The 21,029-nt window shown below is 56.4% G+C and carries 17 protein-coding genes and 3 tRNA genes; 8 read left to right on the forward strand and 12 right to left on the reverse strand.

Going from position 1 to position 21,029, the window contains the following annotated elements:
• Positions 1-9 precede the first annotated feature (9 nt).
• The 11 genes from ACT7DV_RS05510 to dnaA form a co-directional block, all read right to left on the reverse strand.
• Positions 10-82: transfer RNA gene (locus tag ACT7DV_RS05510), tRNA-Ala, on the reverse strand.
• A gap of 94 nt (positions 83-176) precedes the next feature.
• Positions 177-249 (reverse strand) — tRNA-Ala (locus ACT7DV_RS05515).
• 7 nt (positions 250-256) lie between these two features.
• Positions 257-376, reverse strand: coding sequence for a DLW-39 family protein (locus ACT7DV_RS05520; RefSeq protein ID WP_211200386.1), 120 nt, complete (start codon positions 374-376; stop codon positions 257-259).
• A gap of 31 nt (positions 377-407) precedes the next feature.
• Positions 408-481 (reverse strand) — tRNA-Ile (locus ACT7DV_RS05525).
• Between the two features lie 120 nt (positions 482-601).
• Entirely contained in the window at positions 602-1,183 is a 582-nt protein-coding gene (locus ACT7DV_RS05530; protein WP_060700139.1) for a DUF3566 domain-containing protein, read from the reverse strand.
• Complete coding sequence (gene gyrA / locus ACT7DV_RS05535; RefSeq protein ID WP_146277188.1) at positions 1,180-3,807, reverse strand: DNA gyrase subunit A; 2,628 nt, start codon at positions 3,805-3,807, stop codon at positions 1,180-1,182. The genes ACT7DV_RS05530 and gyrA overlap by 4 nt, the downstream gene beginning before the upstream one ends.
• A gap of 55 nt (positions 3,808-3,862) precedes the next feature.
• Complete coding sequence (gene gyrB, locus ACT7DV_RS05540; RefSeq protein ID WP_206693736.1) at positions 3,863-5,866, reverse strand: DNA topoisomerase (ATP-hydrolyzing) subunit B; 2,004 nt, start codon at positions 5,864-5,866, stop codon at positions 3,863-3,865.
• Between the two features lie 344 nt (positions 5,867-6,210).
• On the reverse strand, positions 6,211-6,768 hold the full coding sequence (locus tag ACT7DV_RS05545) for a DUF721 domain-containing protein (protein WP_444661244.1): 558 nt from the start codon (positions 6,766-6,768) through the stop codon (positions 6,211-6,213).
• On the reverse strand, positions 6,761-7,924 hold the full coding sequence (recF, locus tag ACT7DV_RS05550) for a DNA replication/repair protein RecF (protein WP_444661245.1): 1,164 nt from the start codon (positions 7,922-7,924) through the stop codon (positions 6,761-6,763). Before recF ends, ACT7DV_RS05545 begins: the two co-directional genes overlap by 8 nt.
• 56 nt (positions 7,925-7,980) lie before the next feature.
• Positions 7,981-9,108, reverse strand: coding sequence for a DNA polymerase III subunit beta (gene dnaN, locus ACT7DV_RS05555; RefSeq protein ID WP_060700134.1), 1,128 nt, complete (start codon positions 9,106-9,108; stop codon positions 7,981-7,983).
• Between the two features lie 470 nt (positions 9,109-9,578).
• Positions 9,579-11,015, reverse strand: coding sequence for a chromosomal replication initiator protein DnaA (dnaA, locus tag ACT7DV_RS05560; RefSeq protein ID WP_444661246.1), 1,437 nt, complete (start codon positions 11,013-11,015; stop codon positions 9,579-9,581).
• A 517-nt stretch (positions 11,016-11,532) separates the two neighbouring features.
• On the opposite strand from dnaA, the gene rpmH reads away from it, so the two are divergent.
• From rpmH to ACT7DV_RS05600, 8 genes are all read left to right on the forward strand, one after another.
• On the forward strand, positions 11,533-11,670 hold the full coding sequence (gene rpmH, locus ACT7DV_RS05565; RefSeq protein WP_075972541.1) for a 50S ribosomal protein L34: 138 nt from the start codon (positions 11,533-11,535) through the stop codon (positions 11,668-11,670).
• Positions 11,671-11,735: 65 nt separating this feature from the next.
• Positions 11,736-12,089: a ribonuclease P protein component gene (gene rnpA / locus ACT7DV_RS05570; RefSeq protein ID WP_075972540.1), complete on the forward strand. Its 354-nt coding sequence runs from the start codon at positions 11,736-11,738 to the stop codon at positions 12,087-12,089.
• Entirely contained in the window at positions 12,089-12,466 is a 378-nt protein-coding gene (gene yidD / locus ACT7DV_RS05575; RefSeq protein WP_146277180.1) for a membrane protein insertion efficiency factor YidD, read from the forward strand. The genes rnpA and yidD overlap by 1 nt, the downstream gene beginning before the upstream one ends.
• Complete coding sequence (gene yidC / locus ACT7DV_RS05580) at positions 12,466-13,440, forward strand: membrane protein insertase YidC (RefSeq protein WP_444661247.1); 975 nt, start codon at positions 12,466-12,468, stop codon at positions 13,438-13,440. The genes yidD and yidC overlap by 1 nt, the downstream gene beginning before the upstream one ends.
• Positions 13,441-13,442: 2 nt before the next feature.
• The gene (locus ACT7DV_RS05585; protein ID WP_444661248.1) at positions 13,443-13,970 is read left to right on the forward strand and encodes a Jag family protein; all 528 of its coding nucleotides are present in this window, start codon (positions 13,443-13,445) and stop codon (positions 13,968-13,970) included.
• Positions 13,971-14,016: 46 nt separating this feature from the next.
• Positions 14,017-14,658 (forward strand): 16S rRNA (guanine(527)-N(7))-methyltransferase RsmG, encoded by a 642-nt coding sequence (gene rsmG, locus ACT7DV_RS05590; protein ID WP_444661249.1) that lies wholly within the window; start codon positions 14,017-14,019, stop codon positions 14,656-14,658.
• Positions 14,659-14,833: 175 nt separating this feature from the next.
• Positions 14,834-15,757 (forward strand): ParA family protein, encoded by a 924-nt coding sequence (locus ACT7DV_RS05595; protein WP_444661250.1) that lies wholly within the window; start codon positions 14,834-14,836, stop codon positions 15,755-15,757.
• 192 nt (positions 15,758-15,949) lie between these two features.
• Positions 15,950-17,164: a ParB/RepB/Spo0J family partition protein gene (locus ACT7DV_RS05600; protein WP_444661251.1), complete on the forward strand. Its 1,215-nt coding sequence runs from the start codon at positions 15,950-15,952 to the stop codon at positions 17,162-17,164.
• A 3,648-nt stretch (positions 17,165-20,812) separates the two neighbouring features.
• On the opposite strand, the gene ACT7DV_RS05605 is transcribed toward ACT7DV_RS05600, so the two are convergent.
• Entirely contained in the window at positions 20,813-20,959 is a 147-nt protein-coding gene (locus ACT7DV_RS05605; RefSeq protein ID WP_444661252.1) for a hypothetical protein, read from the reverse strand.
• Positions 20,960-21,029: the final 70 nt, after the last annotated feature.

Consider the following 21,029-nt stretch of genomic DNA (forward strand, 5'->3'; position numbering starts at 1 on the left):
CTTTTTCTGTGGAGCCTAGGAGAATCGAACTCCTGACATTCTGCTTGCAAAGCAGACGCTCTACCAACTGAGCTAAGGCCCCGTATTTATTTATCTGGTGTTCCACACCGACCAATCCAAAAGGATCAATCAAAAAGAATTAGCGGAAAGCTGATGCTTTCCGCCACTCTCTTTTGTGGAGCCTAGGAGAATCGAACTCCTGACATTCTGCTTGCAAAGCAGACGCTCTACCAACTGAGCTAAGGCCCCAAAAGCTTTAGGAAACTTGATCGGCTACCTGATGCCAGGTTTCCTTTGTTTCCGAAGAAGCCTTCGCTTTCTTGACCAAGACTACCGCAGCAGCCGCAATCGTTGCGAGAACCAGGAACTTTTTCATTACTTCCTCTTTCTCTCCAGCAAGGTTTCCGTGGGCGTACCAAGACTTGAACTTGGGACCTCTTCGTTATCAGCGAAGCGCTCTAACCGCCTGAGCTATACGCCCTTGCTTTTGTTTGTTCCCTTTGGAACGAAATAAAACTCTACCGGGGATTTCCAGAAGATACAAATCGAGCCCGGGTGTCATGCATCACAACACGAAACCCGGGCTCGACTAGGGGTGTTTCTAGTCGTCAGTGAGGGTCACACCGATGCCGCCAACCAGCGATGCGGCAATGTTGTACAGCACCGCACCCAGCATGGAGACGATGGAAATAACCACGACATTCACCACGGCAATGATTGTCGCGTAGGAGGCCACCTGTCCCAGGGACATGCTCTGGCGCAGGTCGAAGCCGCCTTCAGCCATGGCGTCGCGAATCAGCGTGTTGAATGCGTCAAACGTACCCATCAGGTCCAGCAGGGCCCAGATGCCCACAGCAGCGACTACGGTGATGACACCGAAGGCTACCGAGAGCAGGAAGGCCAGTTTCAGTACCGAGAAGGGCTCAACCTTGGAAACCAGCAGGCGTGCCTTGCGGACCTTGGCCTTGGGCGCCGGGCGAACCAGGCGCTCCTGGCCGTTGGCCGGACGCTGGGCGGCCGGGCGGGCGCCTGCAGGACGAGCCTGGCCGGCAGCTGGCTTGGCGCCTGCTGCGGCTGGGCGGCTGCCGGTGCCAGTTGGTGCCGGACGCTTTACCTGGGTAGGTCGCGGCGCTTCGCTCTTCGGGGCACTGCCGCTGGGGCGTGGCGTCGAGGGCGTGCTCATGCGTTACCTCCGTTAGTGGTGTCATCTTCCTGGGCGTCCGATTCGGTTTCCGGCGCGGTGGATGACTGATCGATCGTGTTTTCTGCGTCCAACGTTACGGCATCTTCCTCCAAGTTCTCTTCGAGCTCGGTCTCCGAGTTCTTGGCAACCGCAATAATGTTGTCCTTCTTATCCGGCTTGGCGAAGATGACGCCCATGGTGTCGCGGCCCTTGGCAGGAACCTGCGCCGCGGCCGAGCGGACCACCTTGCCCGAGCCCATGACCACGAGGACCTCATCGGTCTCGTCGACGATCATCGCGCCCACCAGCTCGCCGCGTTCCTCGTTGAGCTTGGCCACCTTAATGCCCAAGCCACCACGGGATTGCACGCGGTATTCGGCAACTTCGGTGCGCTTGGCATAGCCCTCGTTGGTCACCGTGAACACGAAGGAATCCTCGCGGACCACGTCGGCGGCCAGCAGCTCGTCGCCCTCGCGGAACTTCATGCCGGTCACGCCGCTGGTCGCGCGGCCCATCGGGCGCAGCGCGGTGTCGGTGGCGGTGAAGCGCACCGACTGCCCCTTGCGCGAGACGAGCATCACATCATCTGATTCGCTGACCAGCTGCGCGGAGACCAGTTCGTCGTCGTCGCGCAGGTTGATGGCGATCACCCCGGCGGTGCGGTTGGTGTCGTAATCCTCAAGGCGGGTCTTCTTCACCAGGCCGTTGCGGGTGGCCAGCATCAGGTAGGCAGCGTCCTGGTAGGTGCGCAGATCCAGCACCTGGGCGATGTGCTCATCGGGCTGGAAGGCCATCACGTTCGCCACGTGCTGGCCCTTGGCGTCGCGGCCGGCTTCGGCCAGCTCGTAGCACTTGGTGCGGTACACGCGGCCGTGGTTGGTGAAGAACAGCAGCCAGTTGTGCGTGGAGGTGACGAAGAAGTGCTCCACCACGTCGTCCCCGCGCAGGTTCGCGCCCTTGATGCCCTTGCCGCCGCGGGCCTGCGAGCGGTAGTTGTCGATGCGGGTGCGCTTGACGTAGCCGCCGCGGGTGATGGTGACGACCATTTCCTCTTCGGGAATCAGGTCCTCGACGCTCATGTCGCCGTCGTAGCCCATGAGGATCTTGGTGCGGCGGTCATCGCCGTGCTTGTCCACGATCTCGCCGAGTTCTTCGGCGACGATTTCGCGCTGGCGGGCAGGGGAGGCGATGATGGCCTGGAATTCGGCGATCATGCGCTCGAGCTCCGCGTGGCGATCCTGGATCTTCTGGCGCTCGAGGGCGGCCAGGCGGCGCAGCTGCATATCCAGGATGGCGCGGGCCTGGTCCTCGTCGATGCTCAGCAGCTCCATCAGCCCGTCGCGGGCCGCCTCGGTGGTGGCCGAACGGCGGATCAGCGCGATGACCTCGTCAAGAGCGTCCAGCGCCTTGAGCAGGCCGCGCAGGATGTGGGCCTCTTCTTCGGCCTTCTTCAGGCGGAACTGGGTGCGGCGCACGATCACTTCGATCTGGTGGGTCACCCAGTGGCGGATGAACCCATCCAGCGGCAGGGTGCGCGGCACCCCGTCGACGATCGCGAGCATGTTCGCCGAGAAGTTGGTCTGCAGCTCGGTGTGCTTGTACAGGTTGTTCAGCACCACCTTGGCCACGGCATCGCGCTTGAGCACGATGACCAGGCGCTGGCCGGTGCGGCCCGAGGTCTCGTCGCGCATGTCGGCGATGCCGGCGATCTTGCCGTCGCGGACCAGCTCGGCGATCTTCACCGCGAGGTTGTCCGGGTTGGCCATGTACGGCAGCTCGGTGACCACCAGGCAGGTGCGGCCCTGGATTTCCTCCACGTTGACGACCGCGCGCATGGTGATCGAGCCGCGGCCGGTGCGGTAGGCATCGGCGATGCCCTTGGTGCCCAGGATCATCGCGCCGGATGGGAAGTCAGGGCCCTTCACGCGCAGCATCAGCTCGGCGAGCAGCTCCTCGCGGGTGGCTTCCGGGTTCTTCAGGTACCACTGCACGCCCTCGGCCACTTCGCGCAGGTTGTGCGGCGGAATGTTGGTGGCCATGCCCACGGCGATGCCCGAGGAGCCGTTGACCAGAAGGTTCGGGAAGCGCGCCGGCAGAACGGTGGGTTCCTGGTTCTTGCCGTCGTAGTTGTCTTGGAAATCAACGGTGTTCTCGTTGATGTCGCGGACCATTTCCATGGCCAGCGGGGCCATCTTGGTTTCGGTGTAACGCTGGGCGGCAGCGCCATCGTTGCCCGGGGAGCCGAAGTTGCCCTGGCCCAGGGCCAGCGGGTAGCGCATGACCCAGTCCTGGATCAGGCGGACCAGGGCATCGTAGATCGCGGTGTCGCCGTGCGGGTGGTACTGGCCCATGACTTCGCCGACCACGCGGGCGCACTTGTTGTAGGCGCGCTCGGGGCGGTAGCCGCCGTCGAACATCGCGTACAGCACGCGGCGGTGCACGGGCTTGAGTCCATCGCGCACGTCGGGCAGCGCGCGGCCGACGATGACGGCCATGGCGTAGTCCAGGTAGGACCGCTGCATTTCGGTCTGCAGGTCGATCTGGTCGATGCGCCCGCCGTCATGGACCGGCTCGAGGACCTCTCCGTCCATGGGTTCGTTCTCAGGGGTTTGCTCGTCGCTCAATTTTTTCCCTTACAAGTCAAAAAGTCTTCGGTGGATGATCTTTCGGCGCGGCCGATCAGATATCCAGGAAGCGCACGTCCTTGGCGTTCTGCTGGATGAAGTTGCGGCGGGACTCTACGTCCTCGCCCATCAGCACGGAGAACACCTCGTCTGCGGCTGCGGCGTCATCCATGGTGACCTGACGCAGCGTGCGGTGCTCCGGATCCATGGTGGTGTCCCACAATTCCGAGTAGTCCATCTCGCCCAGGCCCTTGTAGCGCTGGATGCCGTTGTCCTTGGGCAGGCGCTTGTTGGCGGCCTGCCCGGCCAGCAGCGAGTCATCGCGTTCCTTGTCGGAGAACACGTAGTCGTGCGGGGCGTTGGACCACTTGATGCGGTACAGCGGAGGAGCGGCCAGGAAGACGTAGCCGTGCTCGATCAGCGGGCGCATGAAGCGGAAGATCAGGGTCAGCAGCAAGGTGGTGATGTGCTGGCCGTCGACGTCCGCATCGGCCATCAGCACGATCTTGTGGTAGCGCAGCTTGGCCATGTCGAACTCTTCGCCGATGCCGGTGCCGAAGGCGGTGATCATCGCCTGCACCTCGGCATTGCCCAGCGCGCGGTCCAGGCGGGCACGCTCCACGTTCAGGATCTTGCCGCGCAGCGGCAGGATGGCCTGGGTGTGCGGGTCGCGTCCGCGCTTGGCCGAGCCGCCTGCGGAGTCGCCCTCCACGATGAACACCTCGCACTCGACGGGATTCTTCGAGGAGCAGTCCGAGAGCTTGCCGGGCATGCCGAAGGATTCCATCGGCGACTTGCGGCGGGCGTTGTCGCGGGCCTTGCGCGCGGCCATGCGGGCCTGCGAGGCCAGCTGTGCCTTGCGGATGATGTCGCGCGCCACGTTCGGATTGCGCTCGAACCAGTCGCTGAGCTCTTCGTTGACCACGCCCTGGACGAATCCGCGGGCGATCGAGTTGCCCAGTTTGGTCTTGGTCTGGCCTTCGAACTGCGGCTCGGAGAGCTTGACCGAAATGACTGCGGTCAACCCTTCGCGGGCGTCCTCGCCGGTGAGGTTGTCGTCCTTTTCGCGCAGGATCTTGTTATCGCGTGCGTAGCGGTTGAGCAGGCCGGTCAGGGCCGCACGGAAGCCTTCTTCGTGGGTTCCGCCCTCATGGGTGTTGATGGTGTTCGCGTAGGTGTGCACGGATTCGGCGTAGGCGCTGGTCCACTGCATGGCGATTTCCACGCTGATGCCCCGGGCCGCATCCTCGGATTCGAAGGCGATAACCTCGTCGTGGACCAGTTCGATCTTCTTGGCGGCGTTCAGGTGCTTGACGTAATCCAGCAGGCCGTCCTTGTACAGGTAGTCCACGGTTCGCGGCTTGACTACCTGGTTTTCGATCTCTTCTTCGACTTCGGCTTCAGGTTCGGCGTTTTCGGGAATGCGCTCGTCGGTCAGCGTGATCCGCAGGCCCTTGTTCAGGAAGGCCATCTGCTGGAAGCGGGCCCGCAGCGTTTCGAAGTCGAATTCGGTGGTCTCGAAGATCTCCGGATCCGGGTAGAAGGTCTGGCTGGTCCCGGTGAGCTCGGTTTCCTCGCCCTGGGTCAGCGGACTGGTGGTGACGCCGCCGTTGCCGAAGCTGATGCGCCATGCGTGGCCCTGGCGGCGCACGACAGTGTCCACCCGGCGCGAGAGCGCGTTAACCACGGAAATGCCCACGCCGTGCAGGCCGCCGGACACGGCATAGCCGCCGCCGCCGAACTTGCCGCCGGCGTGCAGGATGGTCATGACTACCTCAACGGTGGGCTTGCCCTCGGTGGGGTGCACATCCACGGGGATCCCTCGGCCGTTGTCTTCACAACGCACGCCGCCATCGGCCTGCAGGGTGACGTTGATGGTGTCGCAGTATCCCGCCAATGCCTCATCGACGGAGTTGTCGACAACTTCGTAAACCAAGTGGTGCAGGCCGCGAGGGCCAGTGGAACCGATGTACATGCCCGGACGTTTGCGTACCGCTTCGAGTCCTTCGAGGACGGTAATATCCTGGGCGCCATAGGTATGTTCGACTTTGGAAGTCATCGATTCCGCGGGAACCTGGCTTTCTGCCGGATCCTGCGGTGAAGCATTTTCAGTAGACACGGGTGCTACGAACTCCTCGAATTTGGCGCGCGATCACTTTCGGCACTCAGTGCAGCATCTCCGGTGATCATGGTCTGGAGGGGCATCGCCACAGGGCTTAACCCGCGGCAACGCCATTTCACTACCTCTAATTCTACCGCGTAGAGCAAAATAATCGGTGCTACTGTGGCCTAAATCAGCCACATAAAGCTAGCAATTGACCATCTGAGCCAGTTTCGGAGCTCAAGTGAGGGGGGATCCACCCTCCGGGTCCGTTAGTGCGCCATGTGCCGTATCAGCAATTTTCACCCATAGGTGTCTCGAGGGCCACGACCGGCCACCGAACGCATCCCATGGCGCCAGGAAGGCGCATTCGGACCGAGCACCTTGAGCACGGTGACGATCCCGGGCCCCAGTTCTGCATCGAATTTCTTCAGAATATCGTGGCTGAGTAGGCGCATTTGCGCAGCGCGTGCGGTCGTATCGCAGCGCATCACCACTACCGTATCCTCAAAAGACTCCGGTTTGCAGTGCTTTGCATTGTCTTCGCCGATGATGTCAGCCCATCGACCAAGCACCGACCCAACGGCGACCTGTGTATTCCAGCCGCGGGATTTGGACAAGCGCGAAACGACTTCGCCAATAGCGCGCGGGTCGCGAATTGCGCCCTCGGAAGATTCCGGTTTTTCCGCAGCGAATCCGCGACGGGCAGCTTGGCGTTTGCGGACCTTTTCCATTCGCGCCGCGTCAACGCGTCGATCGCCGCGTTCTTCGGCGAGCTTGCGCATCCGGTTCAGCAATGCCGTGGCAGCGTCGATTTCCGGATCAAAACGATGTTCGTCTCGTTCTTCGGGTTCACGCATCGACGACCTGGCCAGGGGATACCTGGAAGAAATGTCCCTTCAGGGCTTCGGGAACATCTTCGGCAACTGCGGCGGTGACCAGGACCTGCTCGGCTCCGGCAACGATATGCGCCAGCCGGTCTCGGCGAGTGGTGTCGAGTTCGGCAAAAACGTCGTCCAGGATCAAGATGGGTCCAGAACCTGGGCGTGGATCATCGTCGCCGAAGACGCGATAGGCAGCAAGCCGCAGGGCCAGGGCAAAGGACCAGGTTTCGCCATGGGATGCATAGCCTTTGGCCGGAGTCGGGCCAAGAATCAAGGCAAGATCATCACGATGCGGGCCAAACAGCGAGATGCCCCGGTCAAGTTCGCGGCTGCGGTTTGCCTCAATGGCATTGAGCAGGAGCTCTTGAATTTCTTCCTGGTTCAGATCCTCGAGCGAAGCGGCGGGAACGCTGTTCTCGTCGGTTTCGCTCTCCAAGGACGATCGGTAGATTGCCCTTGCGTCTTTGGCGCCGTCGGCAAGGTCGGCATACGCCGCCTGCATATATGGCCTAATCAGCGTAAGAACATCGAGACGTCCACGAATAAGCCGCGCACCGCAGGTCGCCAGCTGCAAGTCCCAGGCCCTCAGCGTGTTTTCCTGCGATGAACTGAGCTTGGATTTTCCTCGAATCGACTTCAGCAGCGCGTTGCGCTGCTTCACGATGCGTTCGTAGTCGCTTTTGGTTCCGGCTTCTACTGGATGCAATGCAACAAGAAGTTCGTCCAGGAACTTGCGCCGATGCGAAGGGTCGCCTTTGACCAGCGACAAGTCCTCCGGGGCAAATAAAACGGTTCTAACCAAGCCGAGAATCTCGCGTGCCCGCACGGGATTGGCGCGGTTGATCCTGGCCCGGTTGAGCTTGCCGCTGGTGATCTCGACTTCTAGCGTTGTGGTTTGGCTTCCGCGATGCACGGTGCCTCGGATGAGCGCCCGTTCCGCACCAAAATTCAGCAGGGGAGCATCGTTGCTGACTCGGTGGGAAGCCAAGTTAGCCAGATAGCCGATGGATTCAACGATGTTGGTTTTGCCAACACCGTTGGGGCCAATGAGCACGTTGATGCCAGGAGCCAGGTGCACGTCGGCCTGCGCATACGAGCGGAAACTCGTGAGTGAAAGCTGCGATATATACACCGAGGTCCTGACAGAAACGAGGTGGTGGATGAAAAATCATCCACCACGCAATTGGGCTAGTTCGAGTTTGGCAAGCGTACCGGCATCACGAGGTAGCGGTACTGATCCTGATCGGCTTCATCCAGCTTTTTCTGACCCGTGAGCATGGCTGGCTTGGGCGCGCTGGTGAAGGAGAAGCGCACGAAGTCAGTGGTGAACGAGTTCAAGCCTTCAGAAAGGAAGGTCGGGTTGAAGGCAACCACAATGTCCTCGCCGCGCAAGGAAGCAACAATGGCTTCTTCAGCCTGGGCATCCTCGCCGGTCCCGGCGTCCAAGGTCAGCTGGCCATCAGTGAATGCCATGCGTACCGGAGTATTGCGTTCGGCAACAACTGATACACGGCGTACTGCTTCCATGAGCTCGCTGGTGCGAACCGTTGCATGAATTGGGGTGTCGCTTGGGAACAGCGAGCGAATCTTCGGGTATTCGCCATTGATCAGCAACGATGTGGTGCGGCGGTTGGAGCTTTCGAAGCCAACCATGTCGCCCTTTTCGCTGATGGCCAGCTTCAGTTCGCCAGCGCCCGAGAGGGTCTTGGCAACTTCGCTCAGAGTCTTGGCCTTGATCAAGAACGAGGTGGAGATCTCCGACGTATTTGGAGTCCAGTTCAGTTCACGTAGCGCCAAGCGGTAACGGTCAGTAGCCAGGAAAGTGATCAGATCATTTTCAATCTCAACCTTGATGCCGGTAAGCACTGGAAGAGTGTCATCCTTGGAAGCTGCAACGATGACCTGGGCAACAGCAGCAGAGAAAGCCTGGCCATCAATGGTGCCAGCAATTGCTGGAAGATCCGGCAACGTAGGGTATTCATCAACTGGCATGGTGGCCAGGTGGAAGCGCGAGCGGCCACAGGTCAATGAAATCTTTGAACCCTCGGTTTCCAAGGTCACCGTGGAATTTGGCAATGAGCGGGTGATCTCAGCCAAGAGCTTGCCTGAGACCAGGATCGAGCCTTGCTCAGAGATATCTGCAGGAATCTCGATATGCGAAGAAATCTCATAATCAAAACCCTCTAGGCGAACTAGGCCTTCGTGGGTGGTGATCAAAATGCCAGCCAGTACTGGTGAGGGTGGGCGTTGTGCCAGGGACCGTGCGGTCCAGGATACGGCTTCTGCCAATACATCCTTTTCAACGCTGAACTTCACGAAAAATCCGCCTTTCGGACACCCTTGAGTCTTAAGTCAGGCCAAGAAGGTTGTTCCCTCGCCAAGTTCTTAAGCATAGAGCAGGTAGTTGCACGTTTTCTCCATCTAATCTTGCCACGTCCTGCAGATGCAAAGGCAGCCCTCAATTTCATCTGTTGATGAGAGAGCTGCGAGGGCAAATTTTGAACAGGTTTGGTTTGCGAGTCAGGAGTGGACTCGTTATTTGGATGAATAAGTGTTTAAAGGAGGAGTGTTAATAACCCCTGTTGATACTGTGGATAAGCCCTGAATCCCCAGACCTGACGGCGATTGTGCATGTGAACAATCTGTGGTTGAAGCTGACACTGAGTTCCAAGGTCTTGTTGAAACTCAGTTCCACGATTTTTAACGTCCACATGGGTAGCCACCTTTATCCGCAGGTAGTCACCAGATCGTCCACAGATTTATCCACACCTGTGGTTTCTTGTTATTCAGTGTTCCCGCTGGCTCTGCTTGATGCGGTTCGTTAGCTCGGTGACTTGGTTAAAGATGGCTCGGCGCTCCGCCATAAGCTCTCGGATCTTGCGATCTGCGTGAATCACGGTCGTGTGGTCACGCCCGCCAAGCTCGGCACCGATCTTTGGCAAAGACATGTCGGTAAGCTCACGCAGCAGATACATGGCGATCTGACGAGCAGTAACCAAAGTACGAGTTCGAGACTTGCTGTTCAGCTCATCAATGGACAGCCCAAAGTACTCGGCTGTTTGCTTGATAATCGTCGACGGGGTGATTTCCTGGGCTCCGTCTTCACTGATCAAGTCCTTGAGCACGGTTTCGGCCAGGGCAAGGTCAACAGACTGATTATTCAACGAAGCGAATGCGGTGACTCGAATCAAGGCACCTTCAAGCTCGCGGATGTTCGTGGAGATGCGCGAAGCGATGTACTCCATCACGTCACCTGGAGCCGAGAGATTTTCTGCATCGGCCTTCTTGCGCAGAATCGCAATACGCGTCTCGAGCTCTGGTGGCTGAATATCAGTGAGCAAACCCCACTCGAAACGAGAACGCATGCGGTCCTCAAAGCCCTGCAGCTGCTTTGGCGGCAGATCAGAGGTGATCACAACCTGCTTGTTGTGGTTATGCAGCGCATTGAAGGTATGGAAGAACTCTTCCTGGGTAGCGTCCTTGTTGGCCAGGAACTGAATATCGTCAATGAGCAAGATGTCGACGTTGCGATAAGTCTGCTTGAAGCTTGCACCCTCATCATCACGAATGGAGTTGATGAAGTCGTTGGTGAACTCTTCTGAATTGACGTAGCGAACGCGGATGCCCTTGTAGAGGTGTCGTGCGTAATGGCCAATGGCGTGGAGCAGGTGAGTCTTGCCCAACCCGGAATCACCGTAGATAAACAGCGGGTTGTAGGCCTTGGCCGGTGCTTCGGCAACGGCAACTGCCGCGGCATGCGCGAAACGGTTCGAGGAGCCAATCACGAAGGTATCGAATATGTACTTCGGGTTCAGGCGGCCGAACTCTTGAGAGTTCGATGGGGGAGTCGGCTGCGGTGCCGGCTGCGGTCGCGGGCCCGGAGGTTCGGTCACCGCCGGAGCGACTGGTGCCGGCGCATTGGCTTCAGGGACTTCTTCATCCATTTCATCCGACAGCGACAGATCAACGCTGACGGCACATCGAATGTCGTCCTGGAATACCTCGCGTAGTGCTTCATCCAGCGGTTCGCGCAGCTGGGTCTGCAAAATGTCGCGGGTCAGGTCATTGGGAACTGCCACGAGCAGAGTCGTGCCAATCAGACCTTGGGGCTTCGCCAGCGATACAAAGGCACGGTAGCGCGCCTTGACTCGATCATCGTCTTCGATCTTTCGAATTACCTGGCGCCAGGAGCTACCAATGCTATTGGTCTCGTCGCTGCTCACTAAGGGCGCCCCACTCTCGTCAAAATGCAATGTTAGTCACACGAATCCTGTTTCCAGGGCTCGAAAACGACGTTTTTTGGACGACGTCTCCATTGATTCTATCCATCATCCACACAGTTATGCACAGCCAGGTGGAAAAAGTTGACCCTAAGGGTGTGGAAAACGGGTTTTCCCTTGAAAATGTGCGTTTTAAGCTTCGAGATGACTAGCACTTTCATGTAAACATGTGAATTTTCTTTCCTTCTCCACAGAAGTAATCCACAACTTTGGGGTAGATTATTCACAGGTCATCATTTCTGATCCGGCTTGTTGGTGGTAGTTCCGCGCCAATTTGACCTACGGCGCGCATTTTTCTATTGTTGTTCAGTCCTGTGTGCTTCATTTTGCGACTTGCTCATTTTCGAAGAGCCCGCAAATAACGCGCACTTTATAAAAAATTACGAGCGTCAACCTGTTGTTATCGAGTTAACTGGTCAACGGGAAGAACGCATCATCTAGATCGTCTTGGAGTGTCACCGTGAGCAAGCGGACTTTTCAGCCTAACAACCGTCGTCGTTCGAAGAAGCACGGTTTCCGTCTTCGTATGCGTACCCGTGCAGGTCGTGCCATCCTTTCGGCACGTCGTGGCAAGGGCCGCACCGAACTCTCAGCATAAATTTGCTAATCAGCTGTTGGCTTCATGATTTCAACGAGCTCAACTAAAGAGCTGGTCCAAAAAACATGTTGCCAAAGAATCAGCGACTGCGCCTAGCGCAGGACCTTACAGCCACAGTACGTTCCGGCGTCCGAAGCGGACGCCGGAACGTCGTGCTATATGCACGCCGTCGTCAAACCGAAGAGTTTGCCGGGGACCGGTTTGGATTCATAGTTTCCAAGGCTGTAGGTATTGCCGTTAAAAGGAACCTCGCTAAACGACGAATGCGGGAAATTGCCCACGAGCTTCGGCGCGTAGATGGCGATATCGACATTGTCGTGCGGGCCCTTCCTGGCGCTGCGGAACTTTCGTGGGAAGAACTTCGTTCCCAAATAAACGCATCTTTTTCAGCTGCGTTGCGGAAGCTCGAGGATCGCTGATGCGTAAGGATTCTGCTCCCCGGACCGGTGTGCTGTGGTTCATCATCGATATTCCACGCAACGTCGTCATCGGGATGCTCAAGATCTACCGAAAAATCATCTCGCCACTATATGGCGATGTATGCCGATACTTTCCTAGCTGTTCTGCCTATGGGCTCGAAGCAGTGACTCAGCACGGCGTTATCAAAGGTGCCGGACTGACCACTTGGCGTATCCTTCGGTGCAATCCGTGGTCACACGGAGGCGTCGATCATGTTCCCGAGGGACCAAGGATTTGGCCAGAAGGCAAACTGCCGAGGATCATAGTTCTGAATCATCCTGTGATTCCCGACGACGAAGACGCCGCGGATAGCGGCCGCAAGGAGCTCGACCACTGATGAACAACTTCCTAGACACGATATTGACTCCGTTTACATATGCGGTGTCGTGGGTTTTGTGGGCATTCCACGAACTGTTCACCCGGATTGGGATGGATGAAGGGTCAGGCGTTACCTGGACTCTGTCGATCATCTTCCTTGTGTTGCTGATCCGTACCTTGCTGATTCCAGTCTTCGTCAAGCAGATCAAGTCGCAGCGCGCCATGCAGGCCCTTCAGCCTGATCTACGCAAGCTGCAGGCCAAGTACAAGGGCAAGACCGACCAGATGTCGCGCCAGGCTATGGTTCAGGAACAGCAGGCGCTGTTCAAGAAGCATAAGACCAACCCGCTGTCGTCGTGCCTTCCGCTGTTGATTCAGATGCCGTTCTTCTTTGCGCTGTTCCGCGTACTGAATAACGCCTCCCATGCCAGCGAGAACAACCAAGCAGTTGGCGCGCTGTCCGTTGAGGACATCCGCAGCTTTGACAGCGCACAGATCCTCGGCGCTCCACTGTCCGAGACGTTCCTGGGCACCATCAATTCCGGAAACATCAACTGGGCCGTAGTAATCGTGGCCGTGATCATGATCCTTGCGATGATCGCTTCCCAGTTCTTCACCCAGCGCCAGCTGATGACCAAGAACATGAGCAAGGAGGCCCTCGAGGGGCCGTTCATGCAGCAGCAGAAGATGATGCTGTACATCCTGCCGCTGGTCTTCGGTATCGGTGGTATCAACTTCCCTATTGGTGTTCTGATTTACTGGACCGCTACCAACCTGTGGACCCTGTGCCAGCAGTTCTGGGTCATCCGCAACAACCCTACGCCAGGCTCGCAGGCCGAGCGAGAGCTGAACGCCCGCCGTGCTGAAAAGGGTCTGCCACCGGTAGGCGTGAAGAAGGAAGATGCAGCCGCTGCTGCCGAAGAGGCTGCCCAGCAGGCTGCCAAGGGCCAGCGCGAACAGCCAAAGCGTAATAACCGCCGGAAGAAGAAGTAGCGATGACTGCAACTGAGAATATCGACGCACCAGAATTTGAAGCCCAGATCGATGACGAACAGGAGGTTCTGGACGAGGGCGAAGTCGCTGCCGACTACCTCGAGGAACTTCTTGATATCGCCGATCTTGATGGAGACATCGACATCGAAATTCGCGGTGGACGTACCTACATTTCCATCGTGACCGAGGACGAGGACACGTCTTTGGACAGCCTGGTGGGCGAAAACGGCGAGACCCTTGACGCTCTCCAGGAACTGACCCGGCTAGCAGTTCTCACTGCTACTGGTGAGCGTTCACGCCTGATCCTGGACATTGGGGGCTACCGTGCAGACCGTGCAGAGCAGCTCAAGAATCTGGCCGAGGACGCTATTGCCAATGCCCGTGATACCGGCGAAAAAGTCCATTTGGAGCCAATGAGCGCATATGAGCGCAAGCTTGTGCACGACGTGATTGCCGAGGCAGGATTGCATTCGGAGTCCGAAGGCGAATCAACTCGACGCCATATCGTTGTTTCGGTATTGGACAGTTAAGCAAGAATACGCACCAGCGTGATGATCGACCTAAAGGACCAAGACCATGACTGAGGATCTCAGCCTTACTGCAGAAGAGACCCTGGCCGCCGAAAAGATCTTCGGGGACCGCCTGGATCTAGCCAAGCGCTACGTTCAGCATCTGGCTACCTCAGGCATCGAGCGCGGACTGCTTGGGCCTCGTGAGGTTCCACGCTTGTGGTCGCGCCATGTGCTCAACTGTGCAGTGATTGAATCCGTGATGGAGCACGACGTCGAGGTAGCTGACGTAGGCTCCGGAGCAGGCCTTCCAGGCCTATGCCTCGCCATCGCGCGCCCAGACTTGAAGCTCACTTTGATTGAGCCTCTGGAACGTCGCTGCATTTGGCTGTCCGAAGTAATCGAGGACCTTGGCCTTGATAACGTGACCGTCATGCGCGGCCGCGCCGAGCAAATGGTAGAAGTGGTTAACGCACGCTACGTTACCGCACGTGCGGTGTCCGCGTTGGCGAACTTGGCCGGCCTGACTATCCCGCTGCTGCACGGCCAGGGGGAACTCATTGCTATCAAGGGCCGGTCGGCTGCCGAAGAGATTGATAAGGCCTCGAAGGCCATCCGTAAGCTTGGCGGCAAAGAAACTGAAGTCTTGACCATTGGTGAAGATTTGCTTGCAGAGCCGACTACGGTGGTTCGCATTAAGGTTGGCTAGCCCAACGCGATAGTCTGTTAACTAGTTATGGGTGTGCGGTGACTTCATTTTGCAGAGTTCTGCCGAATGAAATTATTTAGCAATCTCAGTAACTTGTTTTGAATGTTTCACGTGAAACATTGTCGGTGTAGCCATCAACATAGGCTTCACCAATTCACGAGGAGGAGTTTTACCTGTGTCCAAGACTAAGAGCTCGTCGGATAGTGCTTTTGACTTCAGTGACTCTTCCTCGCCATTGGCTACGCAGATAGCTAGCGAACATCGTCGTCGCGAAGCTTTGGAGGCCCGAACGGTGCCAGCTCCCGAGAAAACCCGTTATTTCACAATCTCGAACCAAAAGGGTGGCGTCGGTAAAACCACCACCACAGTTAACCTGGCTGCCGCATTGGCCAAGGGCGGCTTGAACGTTTTGGTGATCGACATTGATCCGCAGGGAAACGCATCGACCGCTTTGGGAATTGATCATCATTCCGAAGTGGATAGCATCTATGACGTACTAATCAACGATCTTCCATTGTCTGACGTTGTGGCCACGTGCCCGGACCTGCCAACATTACAAGTTGCGCCGGCAACCATTCACCTGGCAGGCGCGGAGATCGAACTCGTTTCCCTGGTCGCGCGTGAACAGCGCTTGCAGCGCGCGCTAGACGATTACGCGCGTACTCGCCAGCGTGAGGGACTGCCGCGACTTGACTATGTCTTCATCGACTGCCCGCCAAGCCTGGGACTTCTTACCGTCAACGCCTTTGTGGCTGCCCGTGAGGTGCTGATTCCTATACAGTGCGAGTACTACGCGCTTGAAGGTTTGAGCCAGCTGCTGAAGAACATCGAGATGATTCAGAAGCATCTGAATTCCAAGCTCACTGTTTCCACCATCTTGCTGACGATGTACGACGGACGTACCAAGCTGGCAGCTCAGGTTGCCAATGAAGTGCGAGAGCACTTCCCGGAGCAAGTACTTGATGCGGTCATTCCCCGGTCAGTAAGAATCTCGGAAGCTCCAAGCTACCAGCAAACTGTGATCACCTACGATCCAAACTCAACCGGCGCCCTGTCGTACTCCGAAGCTGCCTATGAGATGGCTGAACGAGGCGCCTAGACCTGTGCGTCTAGTCTCCGCAAACTAGCCAATATTTTCAGATGAAAATATTTGTTTTTCTGGAGACTACTCGGTAGTTCAGTACGGTGAGCAACACCTGCACCAACTCTCTATAAGCATCCCCGGTTCAATGCCTAAAAACAGTAGACTAGTCTCGGGCTGAATGTTCGGACGAAAGGGCGTGCAATAATCATGGCAGAGAAGAAGCGTGGATTGGGCAGGGGACTGGGAGCACTTATCTCGAGTTCGCCGGTGTCGGAGTCTCTCGAAGAGACCAACGATGTTTCACGTGAAACAACCAAGCCTGAGGTTAAGGCGGCTCCTGGTAAAGCCAAGGCATCACGCCCCGTGGACATGTTCTTCGAACCTGGACGCAAGTCTTCAACGCCAAAGTCTGCCACAGCGACCACTAAATCAGCGAAGCGTCCTCGCGCTACCATGCCCGGCTTGAACACGACCCTTGCGTCAAAATCGAACTCAACCGAAGAGTCTTCCGCGAAAGCGGCAGAACCAGTCAAAGCAAGCGCGGAGTCAGCGGCAAAAGACGGCGTGCCGACGTCCCCGATCGAAAACTCATCAGGTTTGGTGGAAGTGCCTGGTGCACAGTTTGCTGAACTTGATGTAAAACTGATCCACCCTAACCGTAAGCAGCCCCGCTCCAATTTCGATCAGGAACACATGGATGAGCTCATCCATTCCATTCGAGAAATTGGACTTCTTCAGCCCATCGTAGTTCGCCCATCACGCGAGTCTGACGATGAACCTTACGAACTCGTAATGGGTGAACGTCGTTGGCGTGCCACCCAGGCAGCGGGTCTAGAGACGATTCCCGCGATCATTCGTGATACGCAGGACACCGACCTTCTGCGTGACGCATTACTTGAAAACCTCCACCGATCGCAGCTGAATCCACTCGAAGAAGCTGCGGCTTATCAGCAGCTTTTGGAGGAATTTAACTGTACTCAAGAAGTACTTTCAGATCGCATTGGGCGATCCAGGTCACAGATTTCTAATACGATCCGCCTCATGAAGCTTCCACCCTTGGTACAGCGCCGAGTGGCTGCCGGAGTACTCTCTGCGGGACACGCGCGCGCTCTGCTGGGTCTGTCGAATAACGAAGCCATCGAGCAGCTGGCGCAACGCATCATCAATGAAGGGCTCTCGGTGCGCGCGACAGAAGAAGCTGTAGCCTTGAGCGACGATAAGCCCAAGAAGCCCGCCAAGAAGGCAAGGGAGACGCAGCGAAACGAACGGCTCGATTTCCTTGCCACGTCTCTGGCGGACCGCCTGGATACCAACGTAAAGATTCAGCTGGGTAGCCGTAAAGGCAAGGTCAGTATTGAGTTCGCGTCGGTCGACGACCTGAACCGTATTATGCAAGTCATTGATCCAAGCATGAAGCAGTAATTTCTTCAGACAGGGCGCATGTTTCACGTGAAACATGCGCCCTGTCTGCGCTTGGTGATGTTTCACGTGAAACTTTTTGCCTATGATTGTTCTTCAAGTCAGACCTCCATTAATCGTATTGACTCCGGGGGAGGGTTGTCGGGCTCGACCAATCTAGTTGCCTGATTTGATATTCCCTAGACCAGTTGGACTCTCGTCCCAGACGCGTCTCAAAGTTGAACTGCGGTTTGTGAGATGAAGACAGGTAACTCAGATGCGGTATTGTTCCGCTTCTAGGAATTGGATCATTAGACTAATACTTTGTCTCGGTTACAGTTATCCCACCATCTCCCGCTGGCTGTGGGCGCTAAGCCCCTTTGAAACTAGTGCATATAGCCGTTCCTGCATTCCGGTGTTTCACGTGAAACAAGAAACTGTCTAGGTAACTCCTGCCAGCCAATAATCCGTTGAGTTTCCAGAGTTCCAGGCGAGACTGAGAATAAGTCTCGCTGAAAAATTCTAGAGCATGCCAGCCTGGCACCAACATCCGGAAATGGGCTGCACGCGTAGTTTGCACCAAGAAAGAATTCTGCCAGGCACCTGCCTTGGGATTCCTTATCTCGATGGCGTGAGTAATGAATGCGTCAGGCTCGAACGATGAGAAAGTATTCGCGCGGCGTTGCTTGCAGTTGTAAAGACTGTCAGCAGAGCAACGACGCCAATGCTAAAGCGAATGCTGGCGAACGGATCGTATTGCGGATCTTGTGCACTCTGCGTCATCCAGCCGGATAACTCTACTGATTGTATGCCTGAGGAAGACTGGCAATATCGATGTCGTGAAGAAGATGGTGGACCCTCTTTAGAAAATTTTCCGCCTATCGACGTCACAACTTCTGAGGGATGCACCTTCAGTTCGGCGTTGCCAGAACATTGCGCTGCTAGGCTGGTTCTTCTGATTAGCGTCGGGAGGAGACGTTCTAATTCATCTTGGACTTTGTCCGTTGACTGTCTTTGGAAGAGGGTGGTTTTCCCTGAGGGTAGGTACTTAGAAACTGGATTCCTGCAGATCCTTTTCGCTATGGCATTTAGACATAGGGCCAGAGTCTAGGAGCAGATTCACTTTCGAGAGTTATATAGATACCCAATGCCGAACGGCGGTTGTCGATGGCATTTGTAGCCAGCGTACCGCAAACCTGACCTAGCGCCAGGGGAGTGGCAGGTGAGATTCCTGCTAGTGGCTAGACATGACGCCCCCCCTTGCAAACTGTTTTCAAAGGTTGACGCTCCCTGGATCGATCACTAGCTACGGAAAGGCCACAGAAGCAATCGTGAATGCCGCAGTTCATGCAGCTCTGTTTTGATCATCAAATAATTCTCCAGGTAGATGGCAATCTCAGATTCGCATTCACTTGCCATTATTCTGATAAGTTCTGGGCGACGGCTCTAATCAGTACGAGGGTTTCCGAGAGCCCCATGCCGAGAATTCATAGTTTAGTTCAACGTAAACAGGACACCATTTGATGAAACGACGGGAACTCGAAGGGATCACTTTGGGGACTAGAGGCGTTTCCGTTTCACGTGAAACATCAATTCTCCTGGGTGATGTCATTGGAGTTCAATCATCAGTAGGTCACCGTTTCACGTGAAACATGACGGACTCGGCGAACTAAATGAGCATCGATAGATAAGGAACGAAAGATCTCCTACAGTCGTGATGTTCGAGGATGATCAGATATCGCTGAGGATACGTGGTGCACAATATCAACTCGGTTTAGTCTTAATTTAGAATCTGGCAGGACAGGACTTCGAGTGCCGCAGGTCCAAGCATCCCGCTGATTGTATGCAGGGATGAAAGTTTTCCGGAATTGCATTGTATCGATGCCAATGGTTACTGGAATTTTAGGCACTGGTGGGAATCTCCACGAAAGGGCTCGTACCTGGGCTGGAACCAACGATGACAGATAACCAGGACTTTTAGACGAAGCTAACGCAGTTATGCTTTCCACCTTGACTCCTAATTGTTCCAAGTATTAATTCAAGAACTTGACTTCGATTTCCTAGGGCTGCGTGTATTTGATTCTGCTTCCATGAACCGAACAAGTGCCCATCTAAGCGACAACAAGTCCCACGAGAGCGGCACAGGACAAAGGGTGCTCACTGGTGGCTCCCGAAGGCCTCCTCGGTGCAGCGGCGGGGAGTGGGGTAAGGATCGATCTCGGGCTACTGCAAACACTCAGGGACCGTATAGCGTCAACGTCCACCTCAGAGCGCCCAACGAGTCCCTTAAGGGACGCAGAGAAGGCTACAAGGCCTCTTAGCACCCGCATACCTCGGTGTGGCGACCATGTGCAACGTGTGTTGCTGACAGGAGGATCAGCGATGGCGTGAGCGGTCTATGAAACAGCATCAGCTCGAGCGCGCATCTGCAAGAGCTGCCTGCACCAGAGCTACTAATCCAGAAATCTCGCTCGCTAATGCAGTTGGAAGACCTTGGAGGGTTATGGTCACGGATGAGCGCAGTCGATCTTGCAGCAATCCGGGCAAGGTCCGTGTAGAGCTAGGTTGGGTACTTTACGTCCTCGGGAGAACGATTCCCGTAGGGGAGGAGCCGATCATTGCATTTGTCCCTATGGGCAAGTCTTAGATCACTCGCGAACATCGAATGGTTCGGACCTGCAGCCATCGACTATTGCGGCATTCCCCGAAGATGTGGCACCAGGAAATCGAAACCGTACAGGTTGACTAGCTTTGTCGAGAACCAGATTTAGCAAAGGTTTTGGTCGACACCCTCCGGCCAGTCCACCGTCGATGAGTTGGTACTGATGAGCGGATCAGAATGACTTGAAGAGGTTCCAAGAGGACTCAATCCTGTAGGTGATCCCGCTTCGGCAGACAGAACGAAATCGAAAGGCAGCGTTGAAGACGCGGCGATCAAGGGGATAATCGATTTCCAGACTGGAGTCGCGGAACTGAACCACGGACTGAGGTTAGGTCGGTTCCATCTTTCGATCTAGGTTGGCTACTGGAGAATGACGGGCGTACCAGACGTGGGGGAGGAGGGGCAGTGTCCGAAACTGAAACTTTGATCTAGCGGACTTTAGAACGGCAGCCTTTGAAGACGCGATAGTGAGAACGACAAAATACACCACGAGGCAGTTATCTCGTTTCTGAGTTCGCAATAGGCATGGGGCAAAGCGCGACCTGAACGTTGCGGAGAAGGGAGTTTGGACCAGAACAGCAACGGCGGTCGATAAATGCACTGAACTTGGCGGCCTAGTCCCGTCTTAGCTTCGCGGTTACCGGCAGAGAAGCATCAGAGTGTTGCCTTTCAACCGGTAGAAACCATCATGCACGGCCATGACTTGGCCAAGGTGAAGCATCCCGTCAATTAATGCCGCAGGTACACGGCGATCGACGAACACGGCGCCACACCCCGAGGCAGATACATCTCTCGTCTAGATCAGCGTTGCGTGCTCATATCGGCAAGCGGTCACGGCGACATGATCAGCACCAATCAGATCCAATGGGATGGCCGGCAAGAACGCACGGTACGCGCGTTGGCCGTTGCCATCCAATCACAGAACTGTTCGTTGAAGTCATCAAGCGTGGTGAATCAGGATCGTGGCATCAAGGAGTTTCGTAGTTCCGGTTGCGTCGATCCGCGATGCCCTAGGAGAGGCGCGATCGTGCCGAGGCTACCGTTCCAACCGTGCGCCCAGGGGACCCCTTGAACTGCTCCGGGTCTTTGGCCTTGCAGATGTCCTTGCCGCCGGCAGACCCGTTATCTGAATTCGACTGGTTTGAAACAAGATTCACGTGGTGGCGAGGGTTCCAGATGCGGTGCGTTAGGCCATCGGTATCGACTCTGGGGATTATCTGGCGGCTC

Source organism: Glutamicibacter sp. TV12E (assembly GCF_052441935.1).
Taxonomy (GTDB): Bacteria; Actinomycetota; Actinomycetes; order Actinomycetales; family Micrococcaceae; genus Glutamicibacter.